The 23320-nt window shown below is 49.6% G+C and carries 20 protein-coding genes and 1 pseudogene; 11 read left to right on the plus strand and 10 right to left on the minus strand.

What is annotated here, in order from left to right; translation table 11 throughout:
- The first annotated feature begins 66 nt into the window (after positions 1 to 66).
- The 7 genes from GNP95_RS18660 to GNP95_RS18690 all read left to right on the plus strand — a co-directional run bounded on the left by GNP95_RS18660 (position 67) and on the right by GNP95_RS18690 (position 10064).
- Positions 67 to 1848 (plus strand): cache domain-containing sensor histidine kinase, encoded by a 1782-nt coding sequence (locus tag GNP95_RS18660; protein ID WP_155612371.1) that lies wholly within the window; start codon positions 67 to 69, stop codon positions 1846 to 1848.
- Positions 1845 to 3479, plus strand: coding sequence for a helix-turn-helix domain-containing protein (locus GNP95_RS18665; protein ID WP_230873910.1), 1635 nt, complete (start codon positions 1845 to 1847; stop codon positions 3477 to 3479). The genes GNP95_RS18660 and GNP95_RS18665 overlap by 4 nt, the downstream gene beginning before the upstream one ends.
- 262 nt (positions 3480 to 3741) lie before the next feature.
- Positions 3742 to 5244, plus strand: coding sequence for a glycoside hydrolase family 32 protein (locus GNP95_RS18670; protein WP_155612372.1), 1503 nt, complete (start codon positions 3742 to 3744; stop codon positions 5242 to 5244).
- 12 nt (positions 5245 to 5256) lie between these two features.
- A complete protein-coding gene (locus GNP95_RS18675) occupies positions 5257 to 7155 on the plus strand; it encodes a GH32 C-terminal domain-containing protein (RefSeq protein WP_155612373.1) in 1899 nt (632 codons plus the stop codon).
- Between the two features lie 17 nt (positions 7156 to 7172).
- Positions 7173 to 8108 (plus strand): carbohydrate ABC transporter permease, encoded by a 936-nt coding sequence (locus tag GNP95_RS18680; RefSeq protein ID WP_155612374.1) that lies wholly within the window; start codon positions 7173 to 7175, stop codon positions 8106 to 8108.
- Positions 8109 to 8190: 82 nt separating this feature from the next.
- Positions 8191 to 9030 (plus strand): carbohydrate ABC transporter permease, encoded by an 840-nt coding sequence (locus GNP95_RS18685; RefSeq protein ID WP_155612375.1) that lies wholly within the window; start codon positions 8191 to 8193, stop codon positions 9028 to 9030.
- 50 nt (positions 9031 to 9080) lie between these two features.
- Positions 9081 to 10064, plus strand: coding sequence for a carbohydrate kinase family protein (locus GNP95_RS18690; protein WP_155612376.1), 984 nt, complete (start codon positions 9081 to 9083; stop codon positions 10062 to 10064).
- A gap of 128 nt (positions 10065 to 10192) precedes the next feature.
- On the opposite strand, the pseudogene GNP95_RS18695 reads toward GNP95_RS18690, so the two are convergent.
- Both GNP95_RS18695 and GNP95_RS18700 read right to left on the minus strand, forming a co-directional pair.
- Positions 10193 to 10354: pseudogene (locus GNP95_RS18695) on the minus strand (transposase); the annotation flags it as partial.
- Between the two features lie 535 nt (positions 10355 to 10889).
- Positions 10890 to 11153 carry a hypothetical protein gene (locus GNP95_RS18700; protein WP_155612377.1) on the minus strand — a complete coding sequence of 88 codons (264 nt, stop codon included), beginning with the start codon at positions 11151 to 11153 and terminating at the stop codon, positions 10890 to 10892.
- A gap of 171 nt (positions 11154 to 11324) precedes the next feature.
- Between GNP95_RS18700 and GNP95_RS18705 the strand changes: the two genes are divergently transcribed.
- Positions 11325 to 12290 carry a copper amine oxidase N-terminal domain-containing protein gene (locus tag GNP95_RS18705; protein ID WP_155612378.1) on the plus strand — a complete coding sequence of 322 codons (966 nt, stop codon included), beginning with the start codon at positions 11325 to 11327 and terminating at the stop codon, positions 12288 to 12290.
- A 6-nt stretch (positions 12291 to 12296) separates the two neighbouring features.
- Here the strand turns inward: GNP95_RS18705 and GNP95_RS18710 are convergent, their stop codons facing one another.
- Complete coding sequence (locus GNP95_RS18710) at positions 12297 to 12512, minus strand: hypothetical protein (protein WP_155612379.1); 216 nt, start codon at positions 12510 to 12512, stop codon at positions 12297 to 12299.
- Between the two features lie 161 nt (positions 12513 to 12673).
- Here GNP95_RS18710 and GNP95_RS18715 point away from each other — a divergent pair, with 161 nt between their 5' ends.
- A complete protein-coding gene (locus GNP95_RS18715) occupies positions 12674 to 13093 on the plus strand; it encodes a hypothetical protein (protein ID WP_155612380.1) in 420 nt (139 codons plus the stop codon).
- Positions 13094 to 13179: 86 nt separating this feature from the next.
- Here the strand turns inward: GNP95_RS18715 and GNP95_RS18720 are convergent, their stop codons facing one another.
- Positions 13180 to 13716 carry an NAD(P)H-dependent oxidoreductase gene (locus GNP95_RS18720; protein WP_330163520.1) on the minus strand — a complete coding sequence of 179 codons (537 nt, stop codon included), beginning with the start codon at positions 13714 to 13716 and terminating at the stop codon, positions 13180 to 13182.
- Positions 13717 to 14005: 289 nt separating this feature from the next.
- Here GNP95_RS18720 and GNP95_RS18725 point away from each other — a divergent pair, with 289 nt between their 5' ends.
- Positions 14006 to 14383 carry a winged helix-turn-helix transcriptional regulator gene (locus GNP95_RS18725; RefSeq protein ID WP_413773762.1) on the plus strand — a complete coding sequence of 126 codons (378 nt, stop codon included), beginning with the start codon at positions 14006 to 14008 and terminating at the stop codon, positions 14381 to 14383.
- 78 nt (positions 14384 to 14461) lie between these two features.
- Here the strand turns inward: GNP95_RS18725 and GNP95_RS18730 are convergent, their stop codons facing one another.
- From GNP95_RS18730 to GNP95_RS18755, 6 genes are all read right to left on the minus strand, one after another.
- Entirely contained in the window at positions 14462 to 16162 is a 1701-nt protein-coding gene (locus GNP95_RS18730; protein ID WP_155612382.1) for an ABC transporter substrate-binding protein, read from the minus strand.
- A gap of 81 nt (positions 16163 to 16243) precedes the next feature.
- Positions 16244 to 17092, minus strand: a complete 849-nt coding sequence (locus GNP95_RS18735) for a carbohydrate ABC transporter permease (RefSeq protein WP_413773763.1) — start codon at positions 17090 to 17092, stop codon at positions 16244 to 16246.
- A 57-nt stretch (positions 17093 to 17149) separates the two neighbouring features.
- Positions 17150 to 18106, minus strand: coding sequence for an ABC transporter permease (locus GNP95_RS18740; RefSeq protein WP_155612384.1), 957 nt, complete (start codon positions 18104 to 18106; stop codon positions 17150 to 17152).
- Positions 18107 to 18228: 122 nt separating this feature from the next.
- The gene (locus GNP95_RS18745) at positions 18229 to 19788 is read right to left on the minus strand and encodes a response regulator transcription factor (protein ID WP_155612385.1); all 1560 of its coding nucleotides are present in this window, start codon (positions 19786 to 19788) and stop codon (positions 18229 to 18231) included.
- Positions 19781 to 21574 (minus strand): sensor histidine kinase, encoded by a 1794-nt coding sequence (locus GNP95_RS18750; protein ID WP_155612486.1) that lies wholly within the window; start codon positions 21572 to 21574, stop codon positions 19781 to 19783. The genes GNP95_RS18745 and GNP95_RS18750 overlap by 8 nt, the downstream gene beginning before the upstream one ends.
- A 221-nt stretch (positions 21575 to 21795) precedes the next feature.
- Entirely contained in the window at positions 21796 to 22245 is a 450-nt protein-coding gene (locus tag GNP95_RS18755) for a VOC family protein (protein ID WP_155612386.1), read from the minus strand.
- 119 nt (positions 22246 to 22364) lie between these two features.
- Here GNP95_RS18755 and GNP95_RS18760 point away from each other — a divergent pair, with 119 nt between their 5' ends.
- Entirely contained in the window at positions 22365 to 23303 is a 939-nt protein-coding gene (locus tag GNP95_RS18760) for a helix-turn-helix transcriptional regulator (RefSeq protein ID WP_155612387.1), read from the plus strand.
- Positions 23304 to 23320 lie beyond the last annotated feature (17 nt).

The raw sequence follows: 23320 nt of genomic DNA on the forward strand, positions 1-23320 counted from the left end.
TAACTCCCTCGTTGTGGGGTTATTTTGAATTTTTGATTCATAATGATAGCAAGGGGCGCGGTTGTTATGTTCTACTCGTTACGCAGCAGATTGATGTTGGCCTTTTCAATCCTGCTGATCCTTCCGATTACGTCTGTTGTCTTTATCCTCAGCAAGGAATCGGAGGAGCAGATCCGAAAATCTACCCAGACCTCCACTTTGCAAACCATAGACCAATTTGCCACCCATGTCAGCACGCTGCTGAAGCAAATTGAGGATATGGGCAACCAGGTGCTGAGCAGCGACATCACACAGGAATGGATAACCACCGACCTGAACGATGAGAGCGCCAGGGGTGAACAGTTTATGGCCAAGCAAAAGCTGCGTGAGCTGCTATCCTCCTATGCGGTCAATAATTCGAATGTGATTTCTATATCCATTTTTGCGAAGGGAGAGGGCGGGTTATGGACACAGGACCAAAGCTATTTGAAGAGCAGCTGGTACAAACAATATAAGGAGCAGGACGTGCGCTGGACGCAGGCTCACCAAGACAGGGATCAGACCGACGACAGCATGCGTTCGCGCGAGATCAACAGCCTTGTGCTTCCATTGGTGCAGCTCCAGTCCCTTAAGGATGTCGGAGTGATCAAAATCAACTATCCTACGGAGCTTCTGCGTCAGGACATAGATAAAATCAGCATAGGCAAAAGCGGCAAAGCCTTTTTACTGACATCTGAAGGCCACAGTGTACTTCATCAGGATCTGACAGGAGCTCAGCAGGTGCTTAGCGATGGACTTGCTTATTTGCAGAAACACAGTGGAGAACAGAACAGCGGTATTTTTTCGCTTCGCCAGGATGAGACCGACTATCTGCTCTTTTACCGCAGGCTGCCTGCCCAGAATTGGTTGATCATCGGCGAGGTGCCGGAGGCGGAGCTGTATGCCACCATCACGAAGCTCAAAGAAACGCTGCTCCTTGCCAGCTTTGTTCTACTGATCCTTGTGATCATTGTCGCGCTGCGGCTCTCCACCAATATAACGAAGCCACTAAGTGCCATGGCCCGGGCCATGCGGCATGTCAAAAATGGGCAGTTCGAGCTGGGGCTGAAGGATATGCCGAAGGCTAGATCCCGGCAGAGTGAAGTAGACTATGTGGCTGGTGTATTTGAGGAGATGACCCATCGACTGAAGTATCTGATCGAAACGGAATTCGAGACCAATCTACGCCGGAAAAATGCCGAATACAAGGCGCTCCTGCTGCAGATCAATCCCCATTTTTACAACAATACACTGGAGATCATCAGCGGTCTGGCGGCGATGAAACGAGAGGATCTGGTCATGGATGCCACGGAAGCGCTGGGCAAAATGATGCGCTATTCGCTGAGTCTTGATTCGGATCTGGTGCAGGTCAGCGAGGAACTCGGTTATATTCGTGACTACCTGTTCCTCCTAAAGCTGCGACATGAGGATCATCTGATGGTGACGATCCAGCAGGATTCCGCTGCGGACCACCTGTTGATTGCCAAGTTTATTTTGCAGCCGCTGGTAGAGAATGCCGTGAAGTACAGCCTGGAACAAGGGGGGATTGCCGAGGTTGCGATCACCTCCAGGGTGTGCGGAGCGCGCCTGCACTTGCAGATACAGGATAACGGTTCAGGAATGACCCCGGAACTGATCGCCAGTATTCTTGCCGATACGGAGTTGAGGGACAGCGTGGGAATCTTAAATCATAAAGGGGACAGCATCGGCTTGCGCAATGTGCTATCCCGCTGCCGCCTGTATTACGGTGAGCAGTTCGAAGCCGTGCTTGATTCGAAGCCACTCACAGGAACAACCATTACACTGAAGCTACCGCTGATAGAGGGATGAACATTATGTATGAGATTATGCTGGTGGATGATGAGAAGGGGATTCGCAACAGTATCAAAGCCAAAATCGATTGGGAAGCCGCCGGCTTCCGGATTGTCTCAGAGGCCTCAAGCGGCAATGAAGCGCTGCAGCTGCTGGAGCAGGGACCGCTACCGCAGCTGGTCATCTCCGATATCCGCATGCCGCAGATGGACGGTATTGAATTTATCCGCATCTGCAAAAAAAAGTATCCATTGCTGAGGACGGTTGTGCTGTCGGGATACTCCGATTTTGATTATCTGAAATCGGCCATTCAGCTTGGAGTGAAGGATTATTTGCTGAAGCCGGTAGCCCGCGCAGAACTGAATGAGCTGCTTGGCAGGCTGAGTGAAGAATTTGAACAGGAGCAAAAAAACCTGCAGATCTCACAGTATGATCATCTACGGAAAAATGAGCAGCTGCGGTTGATGCAGGAGAATTTTTTGCTGCAAATGGTCAAAGACGAGTGGTACAGCCTGGCAGCTATCAAAGAACGGCTGCAGCAGCTTCAACTGACCCCGCTGACGGCGGATGATCTGAAGCTGCAGTTTGTCGCTGTGGAGATGAGAGTGCCGACGGGGCGGATGGCAGACCGGCAGGACCGCCGGGATCTGCTCAATTTGGCTTTTCAAATGCTATGCCGGGAGACGGCTGCTAAGTGGAAAGAAATTTACCCGTTCTACGATGTCGCCAATTCTGCGATGATGTATTTTCTGGTTATTATGAAATCGGGGCCGGAGCATGCCGATCGAACGGAACGGTTTGTTGAAGAACTGAAACGAAACATCGCCAGTTACCTGAAGCTGGAGTGTGTGACGGGGATTGGCGAGGAAGTGAAGGGACTCAAGCGTCTGAAGAACGGTTATGCTTCCTGCATGCTGTCCTGGAGTCAAAGCACCGTGTATAAAGATGGAGAGGGTGAACGGAACTGGGTGATGGAGCTTACGCTGGCTTTTACTCCGGAAGTGGAACGGAAGCTGGTGCAGGCGATTGAAAATTTGGACATGAGCACCTTTCGCCAGCAGCTTGACACCATTTTCAGCAGCGAAAGAGATATGCCGATGTTTGCTTTTACCTTTCTGGCCCTGCGGATACTGCTGATGTTCAGCTCCATCGCTAAAAAGTTCGAGCTCGGCGGCTCCGCACTGCAGAAGTATTTGTGGAACTGTCAGATGACCATTGCCGATTACCAGTCGCGTGAAGGTGTGCTGGGGCAGATAAATGAGCTGGCGCAGCTTGTCATGGACGAAGTGAAGAAGCTCCGCTTCTCCAGTGGACAGCATATGGTCGAGGCGGTCAGAAAATACGTGGAGGAGAATTTCTCTTACGAGTTGACGCTTTCTTCACTCGCTGAAATGTTTCATCTGAATGAGACCTATTTATCTGGGCTGTTCAAGCAGCATGTGGGCATTACGTTCAGCGACTATGTCACCAAGCTGAGAATGGCCAAGGCGGTGCAGCTTTTGCAAGAGAACGAACTGAAGCTGACCGATATCGCCATGCTTGTCGGCTATTCCAGCTCCAGCTATTTCAGCACCGCTTTCAAGAAAAACATGGGCAAAAGCCCCAAGGATTACCGTGAATGGTATTTGAAGAATCACAAGCACGGGTAGTCCTAACGATAGCGAAGCTTTCAGTGCAGTTCTGCCTGTTCTGCGACAGCATCAATAATATTGTCTATTCTAAGAAATAGACTGCGCAATGCCACATTGGACGGAACTCTGATGTGGCAATTTTATGTTTCACGCCAAAGTGCCCGTTCCATTCCCCCACTCCCTGAAAACATCACAACTCCCTAACTGATCATATTGAAATGATTTCTCCGATAGTTTAGCTACAATAGTCTAAAACAAACAAGGAATAGGAGCATGCAACATGAATGTTTCGGGTGAGAACCAAGCACATAAAGAGAGCATCCGGCTGGCGGAGAAAGCGGTGGCGGCACAGGCAGAGGCTGCGGCTCGGGATGACTACCGGCTGCAGTACCATGTGCTTCCGCAGGCTGGCTGGATGAACGACCCTAATGGGCTGATCCAATATAAAGGGGAATATCATCTGTTTTATCAGCATCACCCCTATAGTGACAAATGGGGGCCGATGCACTGGGGCCATGCTGTAAGCAAGGATTTGGTGCATTGGAAACACCTTCCTATTGCTTTAGCACCTACGGAGCCTTATGAGCTTGGGCAGGAGGGCGGTTACGGGTGCTGGTCCGGCAGTGCTGTGGAGATTGATGGCAGGCTAACCCTAATCTACACCGGGCATGTGGACGGCCGGGAGCCGATGGAAGTGCAGTGCGCAGCGAGCAGCGTGGACGGGGTAGTTTTTGACAAACATTCCGGAAACCCTCTGATTCCAGGTTCGCCCGATACAGGGAACCTCGGCTTCCGTGATCCCAAGGTATGGCGTCATGAAGGTCTGTGGTATATGGTGCTGGGTTCCGGGAAAGAAGGCAAAGGTAAGGCGTTGCTCTACCAATCGGAGGATTTTGAGCGATGGGAATACATGGGGACGGCTGCGGAGAGCGACGGCACTCAAGGGGACATGTGGGAATGCCCCGATTTGTTCCCGCTAGGAGATAAGCATGTGCTTGTACTATCACCGATGAATATGCAGGATGCCAAAAATTTATATATGATCGGCGAAATGGATTACGCCAGCGGCAAGTTTATACCGGAGGCTCAAGCGAAGCTTGATCATGGTCCTGATTTTTATGCTGCACAGACTTTGTTGGACGACAAGGGCAGAAGAATTATGATCGCTTGGATGGATCACTGGGGTTCGGAGATGGCCCGTGAGGATCGCGGGTGGTATGGGGCAATGACATTGCCGCGAGAGTTGGTGTTGCTGCCGGAAGGCAAGCTGGTTTCACGGCCAGTTCCCGAGCTGGAACTCCTGCGGGAGGATGGAATAATAGCTTCCGGGGTGACCCTCTCTAACGGGAATGATGTGGAGTGGAGCGTTAGGGACGGACAGGGTTTTGAATGGATTGCTGAGTTTGCTCTGGACGGCACACAAGCTGAGCGTCTTGAGATTACTTTGCTTGCAGTAGAGGGGAGCGGAGAATCGACGGTAATCCGCTATTTGCTCCGGGAAAACAAGCTGATCCTGGATTGCAGCGCTTCCGGCCATGGCGATGCATCGATAAGTGAAGTTTCAGTAAGTACGGAAACATCAGATACTAACGGAGCCACGCTTAAACTGCAGGTATTTGTCGACCGTTCCTCGATTGAGGTGTTTGTAAATGATGGCCGCTATGTGCTGACAAGCCGGGTGTATCCGTCTGCTCTAACCGGCGGAATAACAATGAAGGCGAAGGGTGGAAATATAACGCTGCAGTCGCTGAATATGTGGAATCTCAAATCTATCTGGAGCTAGTCAGGAGGGACTATGATCAAAACTACAAGCAAGCTGGCATGTGTAGCTGTAATGCTGCTGGTTATAGCAGGCTGCGACATTGGCGGCAGTACCAACAATAACGGATCAGGAGGAAGTGAAATGAATGCTTCTGATTCTAAAACTCCATCCAATGCCGTCTCTAATACTGCACCTGCGGCTTTTCAGTTTTCTGCGATTCCCAATTACTACACGGAGCTGTACCGCCCACAGTATCATCTGTCGCCGGAAAGCGGGAATATGAGCGATCCAAATGGAATGGTTTATTTTGAAGGTGAATATCACCAGTTCTACCAGAATAGCGGCCAGTGGGGTCACGCCGTCAGCACGGACCTGATTCATTGGCAGCATCTGCCGGTAGCTCTGATGCGTGATTCGCTCGGGGAGATTTGGTCAGGCAGCGCGGTGGTGGACTGGAAGGATACGAGCGGTTTTTTTGACGGCAAAGCGGGGTTGGTGGCGATCTTCACCCATTTCAAAGGAGGAACGCAGTCGCAGAGCCTGGCTTACAGCTCGGATAAAGGACGCACCTGGACCAAATATGAGGGCAATCCCGTTATTCCGAATCCCGGACTCAAGGATTTCAGAGATCCCAAGGTGTTCTGGCATGAACCCTCACACTCTTGGGTGATGGTTGTCTCGGTGGACAACCGGGTGAGATTCTATACCTCTCCAGACCTGAAGACCTGGCAGATGGCCAGCGAATTCGGCGCCGACCAGGGTTCGCATGCCGCCGTTTGGGAATGTCCGGATCTGTTCGAGCTTCCCGTGGAAGGCAGCAAGGAGACCCGATGGGTATTGGCGCTCAGCGTTGGAAATAACAAAACGACCCGTGGATCGACAGCGCAATATTTTGTCGGCAGCTTCGACGGCCGGACGTTCAAGAACGAGAATGAGCCCTCCAAAGTGCTGTGGACCGATTACGGAAGAGACTTCTACGCCGCAGTGTCCTACTCGGATATTCCGCAGACGGATGGCCGCCGTATCTATGTCGGCTGGATGTCCAACTGGCGCTATCCGTTCTCCATGCCGACCGATCCGTGGAAAGGTAATATGTCGCTCCCGCGGGAGCTGAAGCTGCGTGACATTCCTGGTGAGGGATTGCGCCTTGTCCAGCAGCCGGTGCAAGAGCTGGAGGCTTTGCGTGGCCAAGCTGTCAAGGTGGGAACCCAGCGGCTGGAGCCGGGCAACAATCCCCTGGTCGGCCTGCGAGGGAGTTCCTATGAACTCGATACCGAGTTCACCGTGCAAGAAGAAGCGGAATTCGGCTTCAAACTGAGAAAAGGCGGAAATCAGGAAACAATTGTATCTTATAACAGCGTTAATTCTACACTGACGATAGATCGGACCAAATCCGGCGACAGCTCATTTGAAGCCGAGTTTGCCGAAACGGTTAAGGCTCCCCTAAGAGCCGTAAACGGGAAAATTAAGCTGCGTATTTATGTGGATGAATCGACGCTGGAGGTGTTCGGCGCAGACGGCGAGACAGTGGTTTCCAGTATTTTGTTCCCGGGGGCTACCAGTAACGGATTGGAGTTGTATGTGAAAAAGGGGAACGTGACGCTGGACCAGGCCGTCTTTTATCCGATGGCCAGTATATGGCGGGATGAGGATCCCGACGGCTCGAAACCGCTTCGCGTTCTGCTTAGCCATTCCAGTGTAGATGTTCCACTTGGCGGCACTGCGGAGGCGGAAGCGGCGGTCGTTCCGCTAACAGCTCCCCAGGAGCTTACCTGGGTATCGAGTGATGAGGCGGTTGCACAGGTGGATAGCCGTACCGGAACATCCGCTGTCGTAAAGGGGGTCAAGGAAGGGCATGCGGAGATTAAAGTTCTTGCTCCGGGTGGGCAAATTTATGCCGTGATGAACGTGTTCGTATATAAACCGGATTGAAATGGAGTGAAAAGATCATGACAAGCGTTACATCGGCAGCCGAGTCTGGCTCCAAATCTATACTTGCAAGCAAAAAGCCCAACCGGTATCTGCGGGGAGAAGAAAGGACCGCCTGGTGGTTCGTGCTGCCTTCCTTTGCTTTGCTGCTCATTTTTGTATTTTATCCGATGCTGCAAGCCTTTGTGATCAGCTTCCAGAATTATAACCTGGTGGGGTCGACTCGCAGCTTTATCGGGTTGGACAATTACAAGAATCTGTTGACGGACAGGGATTTCCTGGCCAGTCTCAGGCATTCGTTTCATTTTGCCATCATTGTTATTCCGATTCAGACCAGTATTTCACTGTGCTTAGCCCTGTTAGTCCAGAATAAATTCGCGCTCACCGGGCTGTTCCGCACACTCTATTTCATTCCGGTTGTTATTTCTACGGCAGTGGCCGCAACCGTGTTCAAGCTGATCTACAACAAGGAATTTGGGATTCTGAACAATGTGCTGAAGACGTTTCACCTGCCCACCACCAACTTCCTCTCCAACCCGGAGACAGCGATGTACGGCGTGATCATGCTGGGGATATGGAAAGGCGTCGGCTTTTTCATGATTATCTTCCTGGCCGGACTGAATAACATTCCGCAGGATTTGTATGAGGCGGCCCGGGTGGACGGTGCTACAAAAATACAGCAGTTCTTCCGCATTACGCTTCCTTTGCTGAACCGTACCATGGCCTTCGTCGTTATTATGACGACAATCGATGCAATAAAGCTGTCCGGCCTTGTTTTTGTATTGACCGGTGGAGGACCCAACGGGGCTACCGAAACCGCAGTCTATTATATTTATAAAATGGCCTTCCAGCAGATGCAGATGGGTTACGCCACCGCTGCCGCCTTTATTCTGTTCGTGATTGTTCTCGTGATCTCGCTTGTGCAAATGAGACTGTTTCGGAACGCGGAATATTAATGGTGGAGCTTCTAAAGCCAATCTGGCTGCAGGGTAATTTCAAAGAAACGGTCGTTTCGCTAAACTACTAGGAGGAATACACATGAACCGCTTTGCAAGCATTGTTAAGTATACGGTTATGACCGTCCTGGCTGTCATTTCAATTATCCCGATCCTCTGGATGATCTCAGGTTCACTGCGACCTTATGAGGAATTGTTCAAGTACTCCTCTAGCCTGAATTATCATTTGTTCGTTCCTGTCCAGCCAACGCTGGCTAACTTTAAAGAGGTTATCTTCAATGAGGGCAACCCATTTATTCGCTATATCGCCAATACACTGTTCGTTGCAGGGATTGTGACCTTGCTGGTGCTGCTGGTGAATTCGATGTCGGCGTTTGCTTTTGCCAAGCTGCGTTTCCGTGGAAAAGCGGTTGTCTTCGCACTGTTCATGTCGGCGATGATTATTCCTGGTGAAGTGACGCTGGTCCCGAACTATCTGCTGATGAATTATTTCGGCTGGCTCAACTCCTATAAGGCGTTGGTGATTCCTTCGATGCTGTCCGTGTTCGGGATCTTTCTGCTGCGGCAGTTCTTCGCGGAGATTCCCGATGAGATTCTGGAGGCGGCCAAAATCGACGGGGCCTCGATGCTGCGAACCTTTTCCAGCATTGTCTTGCCTGCGACCGTCCCACCAATGATCACCCTCGCACTAATGACCTTTCTCGGTAATTGGGATTCGTATCTATGGCCGCTGATCGTAATCAATGACGACAAAAAACAGATGATCCAGGTAGCTATTGCCGCGTTCTCCTCGGTGGAAGGAACGGATTGGTCTAAGATTCTTGCGGCAAGCACCATTTCCACGGTTCCGATCCTGATCCTGTTTCTGTTCTTGCAGCGCTATTACATTCAGGGCATTACGATGTCTGGTGTAAAAGGGTAATGCTGCAGCCATTCTACTGATCTGAATTGATAACGAAGGAGCAACGAACGATGAAATATGATGCGGTGGCGCTCGGTGAGCTGCTGATAGATTTTACTCCTGCGGGGACATCTCCTGCGGGTAACCCCTACTTTGAGCGAAATGCCGGAGGCGCTCCGGTGAATGTGCTGGCCGCATTGTCGCGGCTCGGCAAGCATACGGCTTTTGTTGGAAAAGTCGGCGATGATCCGTTCGGTCAGTATCTGCGGGAAGCATTGGTTGCCGAAAATATCGCGGACAGCGGGTTGGTCCAGACAAGGACAGCCCATACGACGATGGCGTTTGTACATTTGGATGGTGACGGGGAGCGGAGCTTTCATTTCTGCCGACATCCGGGCGCGGATGCTGAGCTGACTTTCGATGAGGTGAATCGTGAACTGCTTAGCAGCACACGGATCTTTCATTTCGGGTCGATCTCCATGACCACCGAGCCTGCTTACAGCGCTACAGTTCAGGCGGTCCGGCTGGCCAAATCGCATGGGGCACTTATCACCTACGATCCTAACTGGCGGCCTGCGTTATGGATGGATGATGCCCACAGCAGGGCTGCGATGGAAGAAGGGCTACATCTGGCAGACATCGTAAAAGTATCTGAAGAAGAACTGGTCTTCCTGACAGGAAGTCAGGATTTGGCGGATGGAGCAGGGCAGCTCTTGAACAGCTATCCTATCGCGCTATTACTCGTCACGCGGGGAGCAAAAGGAACTTATTATGCCAACCGGACAGTGTCTGGCAATGTGGGCTCCTATCCGGTAACCCCAGTAGATACCACAGCAGCGGGTGACGGCTTTATGGGCGCTTTTATTTACCGACTGCTGGAGCTGGATAAACCGGTGACGGAGTGGGAAAGAAATGAACTGGAAAGAGCGGTGGCGTTCGCCAATGCGGCAGGCGCGATAGCGACCACGCGGAAAGGGGCAATCGCCTCCCTGGCAAAATTGGATGAGATTGCGGCGCTACAGCATCGTGGCGGAGGAAACGCAGATTCGATCTGATCAGGGGCTCGGATACTACTAGTCGCCGGAGTCCTCTGTCTCAATAATAATGAGAGGAAATAAGCGAGGGGAAGAATAACAACCTATTTTCTGAGAAAAAAGCTGCGCTTCCGGAAAAGGCAATGCTTACGCTTCCTAAAGGCCTCAACATGCTCAACCATGCCTCGCGGCATATTGGACACCGTTTGAGGCGTATAGTGATGTCCATACATTTTCTCAAGCAGATCTGAAATCTCCGCCATGGTTACGCCCTTCTGGAACATGTGAATGACGAATGATTCCAGGGTGTCGTACAGAATATGCGAAGATTTTCTATTTTAATTAAAATAACAAGGGAGTTGGAAGCTAGTAGCAATCGACTAGTTGATTAATCCGCTATTAAATTACGAATCCCAAATCAAAATCCCCCTCAACATACTGTTCAGGGGGATACACGCTTTAGGGATGATCCAAGGAACGTTATTATTGTTTCAGGAAATCAATTTCTATTTCATTTCTTTGTGGTTCACGTTTAAACAGATATTCACCATGCCGAATGGATGCAAGTACTTCTGCACGCTCACGAATGGCTTAAGAGGATAAGACAACGCCAAGAGGAGCCCGACACAAGTTCTGTGACCAAGCTCCTTTTTATGAAGGTAAACCATAGTATCTCTAATCTATGAAACAGTCGATTAACAAACACGGGTCTTCAATTCCATTGCTCCCACATCTATCAATGCTTCTGCTAGTTTCAAAAATTAAATCCTAGTATTCCGTCGATTTCCATGCCATAATCCATATTTCCGATTTCAACTTGAAAATCTTTAAGGGCCGCTTCTCCAACTATAATGGAATCCAGGTTCTAATCCCTACATATCGTTCTCGCGCTACTACCTCTGAACGGGATGTGTGGAAAAAACAATACTCGCGGTGAGGGTTCTCCTGGTGCAGCTCACTATACCGCTTCAATGCTTTGGTGGAATTCTCGAAGGAGTCAATGACAGTCATCTCTTCTATGAAACGCTGGCCTTCCTTAGAATACGCTTTGGTTGCCTCAAGAACGACCCATTCATTGGGAAAACGTTCTTTAACCTCATCCCATCGCATCTTGGATACCTCCGATTGAATAGTTACTTTTATTATGTCATATCGGACTGCTTATCATTAACCAGTGTAAGCCCCAGCTGCTGCTCCATAAATGCATCCTAACAAAACTTTCCAGTCCCTCTATGCGTCTAATACAGTATCAATGAAAAATTTTCACGGAGGTAACGTACCATGAAGAACTGGCTTCGCCACGCCGTCCTTGCAGCGGCAGCTTTTATTGTACTTCTTGCTAACCTTCCAGCGGCCTATGCGGCCTATGCGCCTGCCACCAAGCTGATTGTAGAAGGAAAAACGATTACCGAGCGCCTGCCCGTCATCACGGATCGCGGACGAACTCTGGTTCCGCTGCGCATCATTAGCGAGGCGCTGGACGCCAAGGTCCAGTGGGATTCCAAAACATCCACGGTCACCGTGCAGAAATGGGGAGAACGCCTAAGCTTGAAGCCCGGCACCAAAAAGGCCACATTGCGGGGGACAAAATCCGGCGATCTAGCTCTAGACCTGGATGCGCCAGCCAAATTAAAAAATGGAATCGTTTATGTTCCGATGCGCCTGATTGCCCATTCCTTTGGATATCAGGTGGAATGGACTCAAGGGGAGATTCGAATTTACTCGCCGCTTAGCGAGGAGACTAAGAACATTTTGTATCGCGGCTCTCTGGAAGAGGCAAGACCGAAAATTATGCGGCTCATTCAGTCCGTTCACTATATGAACCCTCCGCTGGAGACCAAGATTTTAGATGAAAACTACGATAGGACGTTTATTTTTCCGGAAGGCGAAGCGTTGGGTTATTACTATATTTATGGGGATACGATATCCTGGGTCGAACTGCAGGATGGCTTTCTAGTATGTACTTGGCAAGCTAACTTTGAATATGCCTCTATTGGTCACACGGAGACCCTCATGGGAACGAGCATCACAAACTCCACGGGCAAAGCGCCTGAAATCAACAAAAATTTGCTGTACTATTCGTATGGTATTTTTGGCGACAGCAGTCATACCGAATACGGAATGATCGATACAAACTACCAATACATGACTCTCGCTTACGAACGCATTGTTGGCGATAGGGTCACTGACTCGGAGGGGGTCATGTCATTTACGCTGCCAGGCGAGGTAAGAACGGATTATCGATAGTCCGCTCTAGTCTGCCGGCAAGCTCTCCACCGCTGTAAAAAATACATCCAGCAGCTCGACTTCAAAGTTAGCTTGGACATACTCCGTGATTTGCTCCAGCTCTCGGGCACTCCTATACTCCAAGCATGGACGCCCTTCGCTCCAAAGAACTCTGCATTGAAATATCTCTGTGACACGCTCAATAATGTAATCTTGCTCTACAGCTCCACGACGGATGGTCATGTCTGATGCTCCCTTGCTATTTAATCTCAGTGGTATAGCTATATAGTAATATTACATTTGTTCTCACAGAAAGAGTATTACATGAAGCACAATAAGTTACAACAAGCTGCTGCAAAAAGAAAGCCAACCAATAGCCTGGCATAGAAGAGGTGATCATAGTTATGCCTAGAAAAGCCTCCCTAATCCTCATTTCAATTCTAGGGATCATCTGTGTCTGGACGCTGTCCCGAGCGTTATTTTCGAATCTGACCGCAAATCGCAGTTATGATCTCCAACTTGGGTTTACACCGAATCACGAATTGCACAAAATTAACGACAGTTCTGATCGTTTTATCAACCATGCTCCGCTAACTGCAAAAGCCATTTATCCAGATCAGAAGGAAAGCTTACTTCAGGCTCAATTATATGTGACAAAACGCGGGGAAAGCGAAATTCTTCAGCAAGAGTCAATGAGAGAAACCGAGGACCTGGCCGCCTTTGAAATGCGGCTTCATAATTTGAAATGGGAGAAGGGAGACTACACTCTTCACTTTAAGCGAGGGTTGGACATTCAAAAGTCCCTTGATTTTACGCTTCAATAGCTCATGTGGCGGCTTCATATGTTCTTCAGTATGGTCCTGTAAGTGCTCCTTTCAGGACCATTGTAAATGGCTGTGGTTTGACAGCCTCAACTCATCAGCAGCTCCGACGGCATCCGGGCGGTCTCCGCATAACGCTGCGCTTCCTGCATAAGCTCTACATCGGTTGCCTTCGTTGTATTGTACGTAACAAATGGCGGCAGAAACTCAGCATCGCACCGGGTCAGGGTTCTCTCGATCGGCCGCAGAAGCTCGCTGAGGGTGTATCGGTTAAACCCTCCAGAGCGATACTCTTTCTCCGACCCTCCCGTCGTCGTTGCCACCATGAACGCTTTGCCCTTCAGCTGATCTCCACCTGATCCGTAGGCCCAGCCATACTCCAGTACGTCATCGAACCACTTTTTGAGCAGTGGCGGACTGCTGTACCAGTACAAAGGGAATTGAAGAATGATTCGGTCATGCTCCAGTAATAGCTGCTGTTCCTGCTTCACATCGATGTTCCAGTCCGGATACGCCCCATACAGATCATGAAGCAGCACTCCCGCTCGCTGTAATTCCAGACATAACGCCCGGTTGGCGCGAGAAGTGTTCAAATCGGGATGGGCCAGGATAGCCATGATTTTCACCAGCATATCTCTCCTTCCTACAATGGTGCATCGCGATGCAATCCCATTATTGGCGAGAATCCGCTGAGGTGTAAAGTACGCATTATTAACGTACTATGTACGTCAAATCGTACATTTAGCCGGACGTTGGTTCATTTGTTGGTGGTACATTTTACAGATATCCAGCAGACATCCCCTTTAGTACGGTATACCGTACTTAGTACTGCTAATGAGCGTACTGTTCCATTTCTTAGCCCTCTGGTAAAATCTGTGTTAAACAGGTACCCACACGAAAGGAGCGGGGACGACGATGCAAGACGAAATGCGCGACGAGGTGCGCGATAACGGCAAGACAGCGGGCATATTGACCACACTCCGCGTGATTGGAGGAAAGTGGAAGCCATTCATTTTGTTCATTCTGCTGCAGGACGGCACGAAACGCTTCGGCGAGCTGCGGCGCCTGCTCCCGAATATTACGCAAGGCATGCTGACTAATCAGCTGCGTGAGCTGGAGCGGGACGGTCTGGTGATCCGCACGATTCATCAACAAATCCCCCCTAAAGTGGAATATTCCATATCGGACTACGGCAAATCTCTCCACAAGGTACTCACGGAGATGTGCGGCTGGGGGTTTCAACACCTGGAATATATTCAGCACACGGCCAGCGAGCCAGCCGCAAAATCTTAAGCAAGCCATCGGCAGTCCATTCGTGCAACAAAAAAACTGCCAACCAACAAGTTGGCAGTTCCGGTTCACGCTATATTCTTACTCTCCATACCACAGCTTCACGCGGTCTTTGACAAACTGGCCATAAGCCTCTTCCATTTCCTTGACACCGGCTTTATCAAGCTCCTTCATGTAGCTGTCCCAAATGGCATCGAAATCCGCTGGCTTCGCCATAATCGCTTCCGGGATGCGTTTCCAAGTAATATCCTTCATTTTGGCTCCCAGTATAGTCGCCTTGTTATCTGCCGGTAAGGAGATGTTGTATACTGCGCCGGCCTTTCTCTCCGGGAATTCCTCTTCACTAGGGAACAGGCCCTTCCAATGCTCTATATTGTATGCGGCCAGCGCTTCTTTCTCCGGCTCACTGTAGGAAGCCGTCAGCTCCTCGGCATTCGTCTTGGTGAAATAGTTGCCCGTGGAATCTTTGATTCCATCTCCATAATGCACCATCATGTTCCAGTAGAATCCAAGGCCGGATTCCTTGGTGTAAGCCGTGCCCTCCCGGTCCATTTTGTCCTGAATGTCTTTAGGCACATAACGTTTGCCATTCTCCACGACGTAATCGATTCCTTCAACGCCCCAGTTCACCAGAATTTGTCCCTCTTCGGAAGCCAGGTAGTCCAGAAACTTGATGGCCGCTACAGGATCTTTGCATTGACTGGAAATCGCTACGCCATAACCTCCGTCAAAGCCTGCTGACCAGAAGCTGGGATCTTTATATTCCTTGCTCAGCGTTACTGGATAATGTCCATAGGTATGATCGAACTTGCCGGCTGCTTTCAGCGATTGCTGCGCATCCCCGAACTCCCACATCGGAACAATGAGACCAAGCACGCGTCCTGACGCTACTTTAGACTTGAACTGATCTGTTTTCTGAACGAAGCTCTCCGGGTCCAAGAGGCCGATATCGTTCATGTGGTTCAGCCAGCGGAAATATTCCTTCTCTTCCGGGCGGCGGAAGTGATACGTCACGTCAAAGGTTTCCTGATCCACATAATATTCTCCATCGTCAGGCGCGCCCGTCGTCATGAAGCCTACGTTAGTCACCATGTACATATGCCAATCATCTGCATTCAGGGAAAGGCCGATATTCTTATTTCCGTTCTCGTCGGTAGGATACTTCGCTAAATAGTCGGAGATGACTTTCTCATAATCCTGAAGCGTGCGAATTTCGGGATAACCGGCTTCTTTTACAACCCGATGCTGCAATTCGAAGCCGTGCTCTGCTCTGAATTTCTTCTCCTCTACTGCGGACCAGGTAGGAATGGCATAGATCGACTGATCCTCCAGGCTGTATTTGGCGCGGACAATCTTATCTCCTAACATCTTCTTAATATTGGGCGCATGCTGTTCAATCAAGTCGGTTAAATCAAGAACCCCTCCGACATCGACCAGTTTGCCCAAATCGGCTTTGGCAGCGATAAGATCAGGGTACTCCCCGGTAGCGGCCATAATGGACACCTTCTGCCCTGGATCGCCCACCGCAAATTCGGCATCCAGGATGACACCCGTCTTTTCGGTAATGATTTTGCCAATACGGTCCTGCATCTTATTCCAATTCGGGTTCGGATCCTCAGAGAAATACGTCAACGTGATGACTTCATTAGACGGTATGGTGTCTGATTGCTGCGACTCGTCAGGCTGCTCCCCATTTTTGGCCCCGCCACAACCCGTTAATGCCGAAGACAGCATCAGCAGAACGAGTAGTGAAACTGCCAGCCCCTTCCTTCCTAGCCTCATATGATCACACCCCTTAGTTATGATTGCGTATTGAACAGACCCACACCTGACGATACCGGTCTCACGGATCATCGGGCTCCCCTAGCTTTTGACTGCGCCGAGAGTCATCCCTTTCACAAAATACTTCTGCAAAAACGGATATACGACGAGAATCGGAACCGTAGCTACGATCGTAATGGCCATCTTGACGGAATCGGGAGAGATCTGGGCCATCAGCTGGTTCATGTTGTCCCCGCGGACATTGTTTGCATTCACGGTCGTGCTCTGCAGCACCTTCATCAATTCATATTGCAAGGTAGTCAGCTTGCTGTTAGAGCCGTTAAATAAATAAGTATCGAACCAGGAATTCCACTGGCCCACGGCAAGGAACAGAGCAACAGTAGCCAGTGCCGGCTTGCATAGCGGAAGAATTACCCGATAGTAAATCATGAAATCATTTGCCCCGTCCAGCTTCGCAGACTCCTGAAGGGAATATGGAATCCCATCAATAAACGACCGGATGACAAAAATGTTGAAGGCACTTACCAGCCCCGGCAAAATATAGACGGCAAACGTGTTCACCAGGTCCAGATTACGAATCAGAACAAAGCCTGGAATGAGCCCGCCTGACACGTACATCGTGATCGCCAGGAAGGTCGAGATGAACCTTCTGCCCTGGAATTCCGTCCGGGCCAGCGTAAAGGCAAGCATCGAGCCGCTGATCAATCCCGCAATCGTGCCGACTACGGTACGCAGAACGGATATTTTAAACCCGGTAATGAGACCGTCGTAGCTGAATATCAGCTTGTAATTCTGCAAGGTGAAGTCTCGCGGATAGATCGTAATGCCGCCCCTGACGGTATCTACCGAATCGTTAAAAGAAATCGCCAGCACGTTCAAGAACGGGTACAGTGTAATGATCGTAATGAGCGTAATAAGAACATAGACCACGACGTCAAACAGTCTGTCGAATAACGATTTGGATGCTATGGCAAGCTCCTCCTTCCCTTACATGATGCTCTCATTCGCTATTCTCTTGAACGCTCCGTTCGCAATAAACAGCAGCATGAGACTGATGACGGAATTAAAAATATTAATCGCCGTACCAAATGAATACCGTCCCATTTCAAGCCCATATTTTAGAGAATATAAATCGAGGACCTCGGAATAATCACTGACCATATGGTTGCCAAGCAGAAACTGTCTCTCAAATCCAATGCCAATCAAATGACCGATCGACATAATTAATAGAACGATAATCGTCGGCCGGATGCCCGGCAGCGTAATATGCCACATCTGGCGCAGTCGGCTGGCTCCATCCACTCTCGCCGCTTCATACAGCTCCGGTCCAATTCCCGCAATGGCGGCCAAGTAGATAATGGCATTCCAGCCGGTCTCCTTCCAGACGTCGGCCGCGGTTACAATTCCCCAGAACATGTGGCCCTTGGCCATAAATTGAATAGGCTGATCTATCACATGAAGGCTCATTAAGACAGCATTCACGACGCCTCCGTCCGTGGACAGCATTTTACTCACAATCCCGGCGGCCACAACCCATGATACGAAATGAGGCAGGTACGATACCGTCTGCACAAAACGCTTCAACACCTGTACCCTCACTTCATTAAGCAGCAGCGCGAACATGACAGGGAATACAAATCCAGCGACAAGTCCCAAGCTGCTCATAGCCAGCGTATTTCTTAGCACCAGATAGAATCGGTCATCCTGAAATAAAGCGGCAAAGTGCTCGAAGCCTACCCATTTCTGTTCGAGGAAGCTCTTTCCCGGTTTGTAATTTTGGAAAGCCATGGTCCAGCCCCATAAGGGCAAGTACTGGAACACCAGAACCCATAGCACGAAGGGTACGGACATCATGTACAGCACTTTTTGGTTTTTGAATGTGGTCCACTTTGTCCTTTTCCTGGTTAGCCCTAGCTCCGGCTCATCCCTTGTTACCGCTTTCATCCCTTTCGCCCCCTTCCTGCATTTCATAGTAACGCAGGAGGGGAACATCCCAACAGACTAGGGATTTCGCATAAATTCCTCCAACATCTTCGATTGTTTCTGAAATTTTTCAATCACTTCCATCAATTTTTAGCTTTTTTCTGATAATCGGATGGAGATTTTCCATCGTACCTTTTGAATTTGCTGTAGAAATAGTTTACGCTCGAGAAACCGGCCTTCTCAGCTGCTTCATATACTTTGTCCCCTTGGGCCAGCCATTCCTTCGCCTTCTGAATCCTCACCTTATCTAAATAGGTGTTAAAGTACTCCCCCGTCTTGTTCTTGAAAATTTGTCCTAAATAAGCGCTGCTGTAATTAAACATGCGGGCTAAGGTCTCCAGCTTGAGGTTCTCCGCATAATGGCGGTCTATAAAATCCAGCATCTTCTTAATTTCGCTATGTTGACCCGAGGAAGCGGACACGATCGACAATTTCTCCAGTACGCTAAGCACATCTTCAATTAACCGGGCCAGAGTATGGTGTCCGTAAATACTGCTTAGAAATTGCGCTGGACTGCATGCCAAATTTGCATCGTGCCATGTCTTCGCTGAAATCCTCCGAATCACTTCATTGATCATTTGGAAGAAGGCCTCCTTGACCTCCTGCTCGCTGCATCCCTTGTTCATATAAATTTGGGCCGCATCCTTCAATAAGGGTTCCAGATAGCCGCCATCCCCGACATCGATGAGGTAAAATAACCGAAAGCCCCATTCCTGTACATCCGGCAGCTCGCAGTGATCCAGTACTATCCCCTGGGGGAGGCTGGCTGTGGAAGAATCGGAGCATAGAATGGCATCCTCGCCATAGAAGAAGCTCCTCTCCAATAAACTTTGAGATGCGGTGTAGGACTGCCTAATCTCCAGCAGCTGCCTCACCTTACCGCCCGCGGCTATCGTTATGTAAGGGCGCAGCTCTCCGGCTATGTGCTGCAATTCCTGATAGAGCTCCACTCTCTCCTCTTCTCTCTCCAGCGGATTCTTAAGCAGTATGGCAATATAAGCAGCAGTATCCAGAACAACACCGCGCTTCTGACGGTTAAACAGATCAGCAAGCTGTTCGCGGAAGCGATGGATTTCGGCTTCATTCCTGGAGCCCTCCCCCCGAACCTCCACAAGCACCACTTCATATTCCGGCCAGCTTAACTCGTATTCTGTGGCCATGTCCTGAACCGTACTTTGATCCATATTAGAGCTGCCTGATAACAGCGAATATATAAGCCACTCCTTCGATGGGGGGTCACTGCGTCCAGAGCTTCGCTGCTGCCTCTCTTGCACCATTTTCTCCCGCACATTGATTAACAATGAGGTCATTTCATCCTTGTTCACAGGCTTCAGCAAATAGCCGTCAGCTCCTAGCTGCAGTGCTGTCCGGGCATATTCAAAGTCGGCATAGCCGCTAACGATCACGTAACGCATAGGCAGTCCGAGAGTGCGGATCTCCTGGATGAGCTGCAAGCCGCTCATGCCAGGAATGCGGATATCGACTATGAGCAGATCAGGCAGCTGTGTATCGAGTGAGCGAAGCACTTCTTTTCCACTGGCCGCTGTCCCAATGACTTCAAAGCCGATAGATTCCCATGGAATCAAGGTTCTCAGTCCGTTGCGGAGCTTAGGCTCGTCGTCTACAATCATCACTTTATACATGCATATGACCCTCCTTCGGAATTAAAAATGACACTCTAGTTCCTTTCCCTTCTACGCTATCGATGCGAAGCCCATACGGCTTGCCGTAAGAGAGGATTAACCGGTCATGCACATTGCGAAGTCCAATTCTCCGATCCGCCGCCTCTTCTTCCAGGTCCTCCAGATGGCCATGAATTTCAAGCAATTTGTCCTGCGAGATCCCCGCGCCGTTATCGATAACTTCAATTCGAACGCCCTCCTGTATGCGATACACATGAACTTGAACTAGGGTAGCTCCTTCCTCTTTATTCTCCAGGCCGTGAATGATGGAGTTCTCCACCAAGGGCTGAATAATGAGGGGCAAAATCTCGACCTGCTCCGCGCCCGGTTCAATATTTAACTCGTACTGCAGCCGCTCCTCATGACGGAATTTCTGCAGCTCAAGGTAACAGAGCACGATATTCATCTCTTCCCGCAGCTGGATAGCCCGGTTCCCGATCTCGAGGCTGCTCCGAATCATGCTGCTAAGCTGCCATACAGCCACAGCGATGTCCTCCTGCCCGCGAACATGCGCCTCCATGCGGATCGAATCGAGCGTATTAAATAAAAAATGGGGATTGATCTGGCTGGCCAGCATTTTGAACTTGATATCATTTTGCTTCTGCTCCAGCAGGCTCTTCTCGTAGTTGCTCTCCTCTACTTCATTCATCAGCTGATTCAGCCGCTCGACCATCCCGTTAAATTGTCGGGACAGCTGTCCGATTTCATCCTTGCCGTCGATCGTCAGGAACGCTTTCCACGACCCGCTCCCCACCTTAGACATATGCTTGCTAAGACGCAGCAGACGCCTTGTAATGAGGGAGGCCGAGCTGTACACTAGCAGAATCGCGGCGAGGAAGCTGGCGGCAATGACCCGTGCCGCGCGGCCGATCACCCCATTCGCTTCCTTTACAATCTCCGGAATACGGAAGACCGAGATGACTCTCAGTCCATTCCAGCTATTCTGGAGGCTTAGACTGGATATGACAACCTTGGACGGATGCCCCGCCAGCATGACGTCAAAGCTTCCTTCACTCCTCGTTAACATCTCCGGGTTGTCCCCATGCATTTCTTTTAGATTTTTCCCGTACAAATCCGGGCGGTTCGCCGCTACAATGTTATTCTGGTCATCCACAATCCATGTGGCGAAGGTCTCCTGGGCTAATATCGCCTCCAGAAGCACCGTATCTACGTTGATGACAAGGACGCTATCATACAGCCAGTCTTCGAGGTTAATTCTGCGCACCAGACTTAGATAAGATTGCCCATCCCGCTCATCCTCCATAAAACTCCACCCGACAAGCCCCTTCTGCTCTAACGCTTGCTTATACCAAGGCAGGCTCTGTATAACCTCATCAGGCTGCATAAAATCCCAGTTATTCAGCATCGTTGAATTGGGAGTGTACAGGCGGATCCCCTGGATTTCCTTATACATATGGACGTAGCTCCTGAGATCGGTATACTGCTTATACGCATGGACAACTTCGTAATTGCTGCCATACTCCCGGTTCACGACGGTCTTTAATCGCGAATCGTTGGAGAGCCGATAAGAGATGTCCAAGGGAACCTTGATCACCTCCTCGGTTCGCTGTCTTACCCGCTCCACATTGCTTACAGCCTGCTGAAATGCGCCCGCAATTAAAATTTCGCGAAGCTGCACCGTAAGAATGACACCGCTGATCAGCATCGGTATAACGGCAGCAGCAATGAAAATCAATGACAGTTTATTTCGCAGCTTAATATCATTGAGGATCCCGGTTAGCTTCATCATTTTGGATTCTCCTTGGTCTCTTAGTCCAAAAATTTCAGCACCTCTCAGACATCACCTCATCCGATTCATAATGCAGATGAAACAAGCCATCTTCTTCATCATATTTAATGGTCATGAAGCGTATGTCGGCATACAAAAAAGGAGCCTCATGGCTCCTTTCAAATTAGGGACTTTTTCATATGGCATGTGAATTTGGGATCGGGATCATCTAGCACTTCTCACCGCAATCTCTCATCATACATCAACTGAATCTGAATCCCGAACGGGTCTTCAATAATCCCGTACGCCTTGCTGAACACATTGCTGGATAAGGGAACAATGACCCTCACCCGATCATCTGAAGTCAGGCTCTTGTAGAAATGTTCGATTTCCTCCAGGTCTGCGCTTTGAATGCACCAGGAGGTGTTGTTGCCGACCGTGTATTTTTCCCGAGGGTCCATGGTGTCCTCTGCCAGCATGATCTTTGTTGTTCCGATGGATAGGACGGAGTGCGTGATATAATGCTTATTCGCGTCCGTAAGCTGGAACGAGCTGTCGCGTTCTGCCATGTCTTCATAGGTCACCAGCAGCAGTTCCTTGGCGTTGAAATGTTTTTTGTAAAAATCGATAGCCTCTCTCGCCCTTCCGTTCATTGATAAGAAAATAGCTACTTCCAATGTTGCACTCATGGGATCAGTCTCCTTTGATCGTGATTTAGGTACATCTCATCTACATTTGATCTTTCCCCTTGAACTCATCATAATTTATAAAGGTATCAAAATATGACACCTTTATAAGGAGATCCAGGATGAAGAAATCGGAAAGACTAAATGACATGATCCGATACTTGAACGGCCGGGAGTTTTTTAATTTACATGACCTGATGGATAAATACGATATTTCCAAAAGCACCGCTCTGCGCGACATTCATTCATTAGAGCAATTAGGCATGCCGATCTTCTCCGAGCATGGCCGGCATGGACGATATGGAATCCTCAAGAACAGGCTGCTATCCCCCATTATCTTCACAATGGACGAGGTGTATGCTCTGTATTTTGCCATGTTGACGCTGGAGGCTTATCAATCCACGCCATTTCACCTTAGTGTGAATAAGCTGGGTGAAAAGTTTGAACACTGCCTCTCCGATAAACAGCTCCAGCAGATCCGCAGCATGAGAAAAGTCCTGCAGTTTGAAATGGTCCAGCATGCGCATGTGAGCCGGTATCTAGATCGCATTCTGAAAAGCATTCTTCAGGAAAGCAGCTGTACGATTCAATATCGGAAAAATAAGCAGCAAACAAGCTACCACGTTCAATTTTTCAAAATATCCGCCAGGTTTGGTCAATGGTATGCTACAGGAATCGAGTTAGGTACGCAGCAGTATCGGGTTTTCAGGTGCGACCGGATCACCTCTGTAGAAGAAGTGGAGGCTGAATCTCCTTTTACTATAGACGAGCTCCTTCACCGTTCATTAGAAGTTTATCAATCTAAGCATAGTATTGACTTTGAAGTGGAGATTTTAGAACAGGCCAAGGATCTTTTCTATAAAGAACATTACCCTTCGATGAGCCTGGACTGCGGGAAGATGACGGTCATACGGGGATTCTATAATCCGGGGGAAGAGGCGTTCATAGCTGATTATTTGATGAGATATGGCAGCTCTGTTGTATCCGTGAAGCCTGAATCCCTGAGACGAATGATCCAAGACCGGGCAGAGCGTCTCTTACATCACTATCAGCAATTATGATGCCGTGAGAACCCCCG

The sequence above is a fragment of the Paenibacillus woosongensis genome, from assembly GCF_009725165.1.
Lineage (GTDB): Bacteria > Bacillota > Bacilli > Paenibacillales > Paenibacillaceae > Fontibacillus > Fontibacillus woosongensis.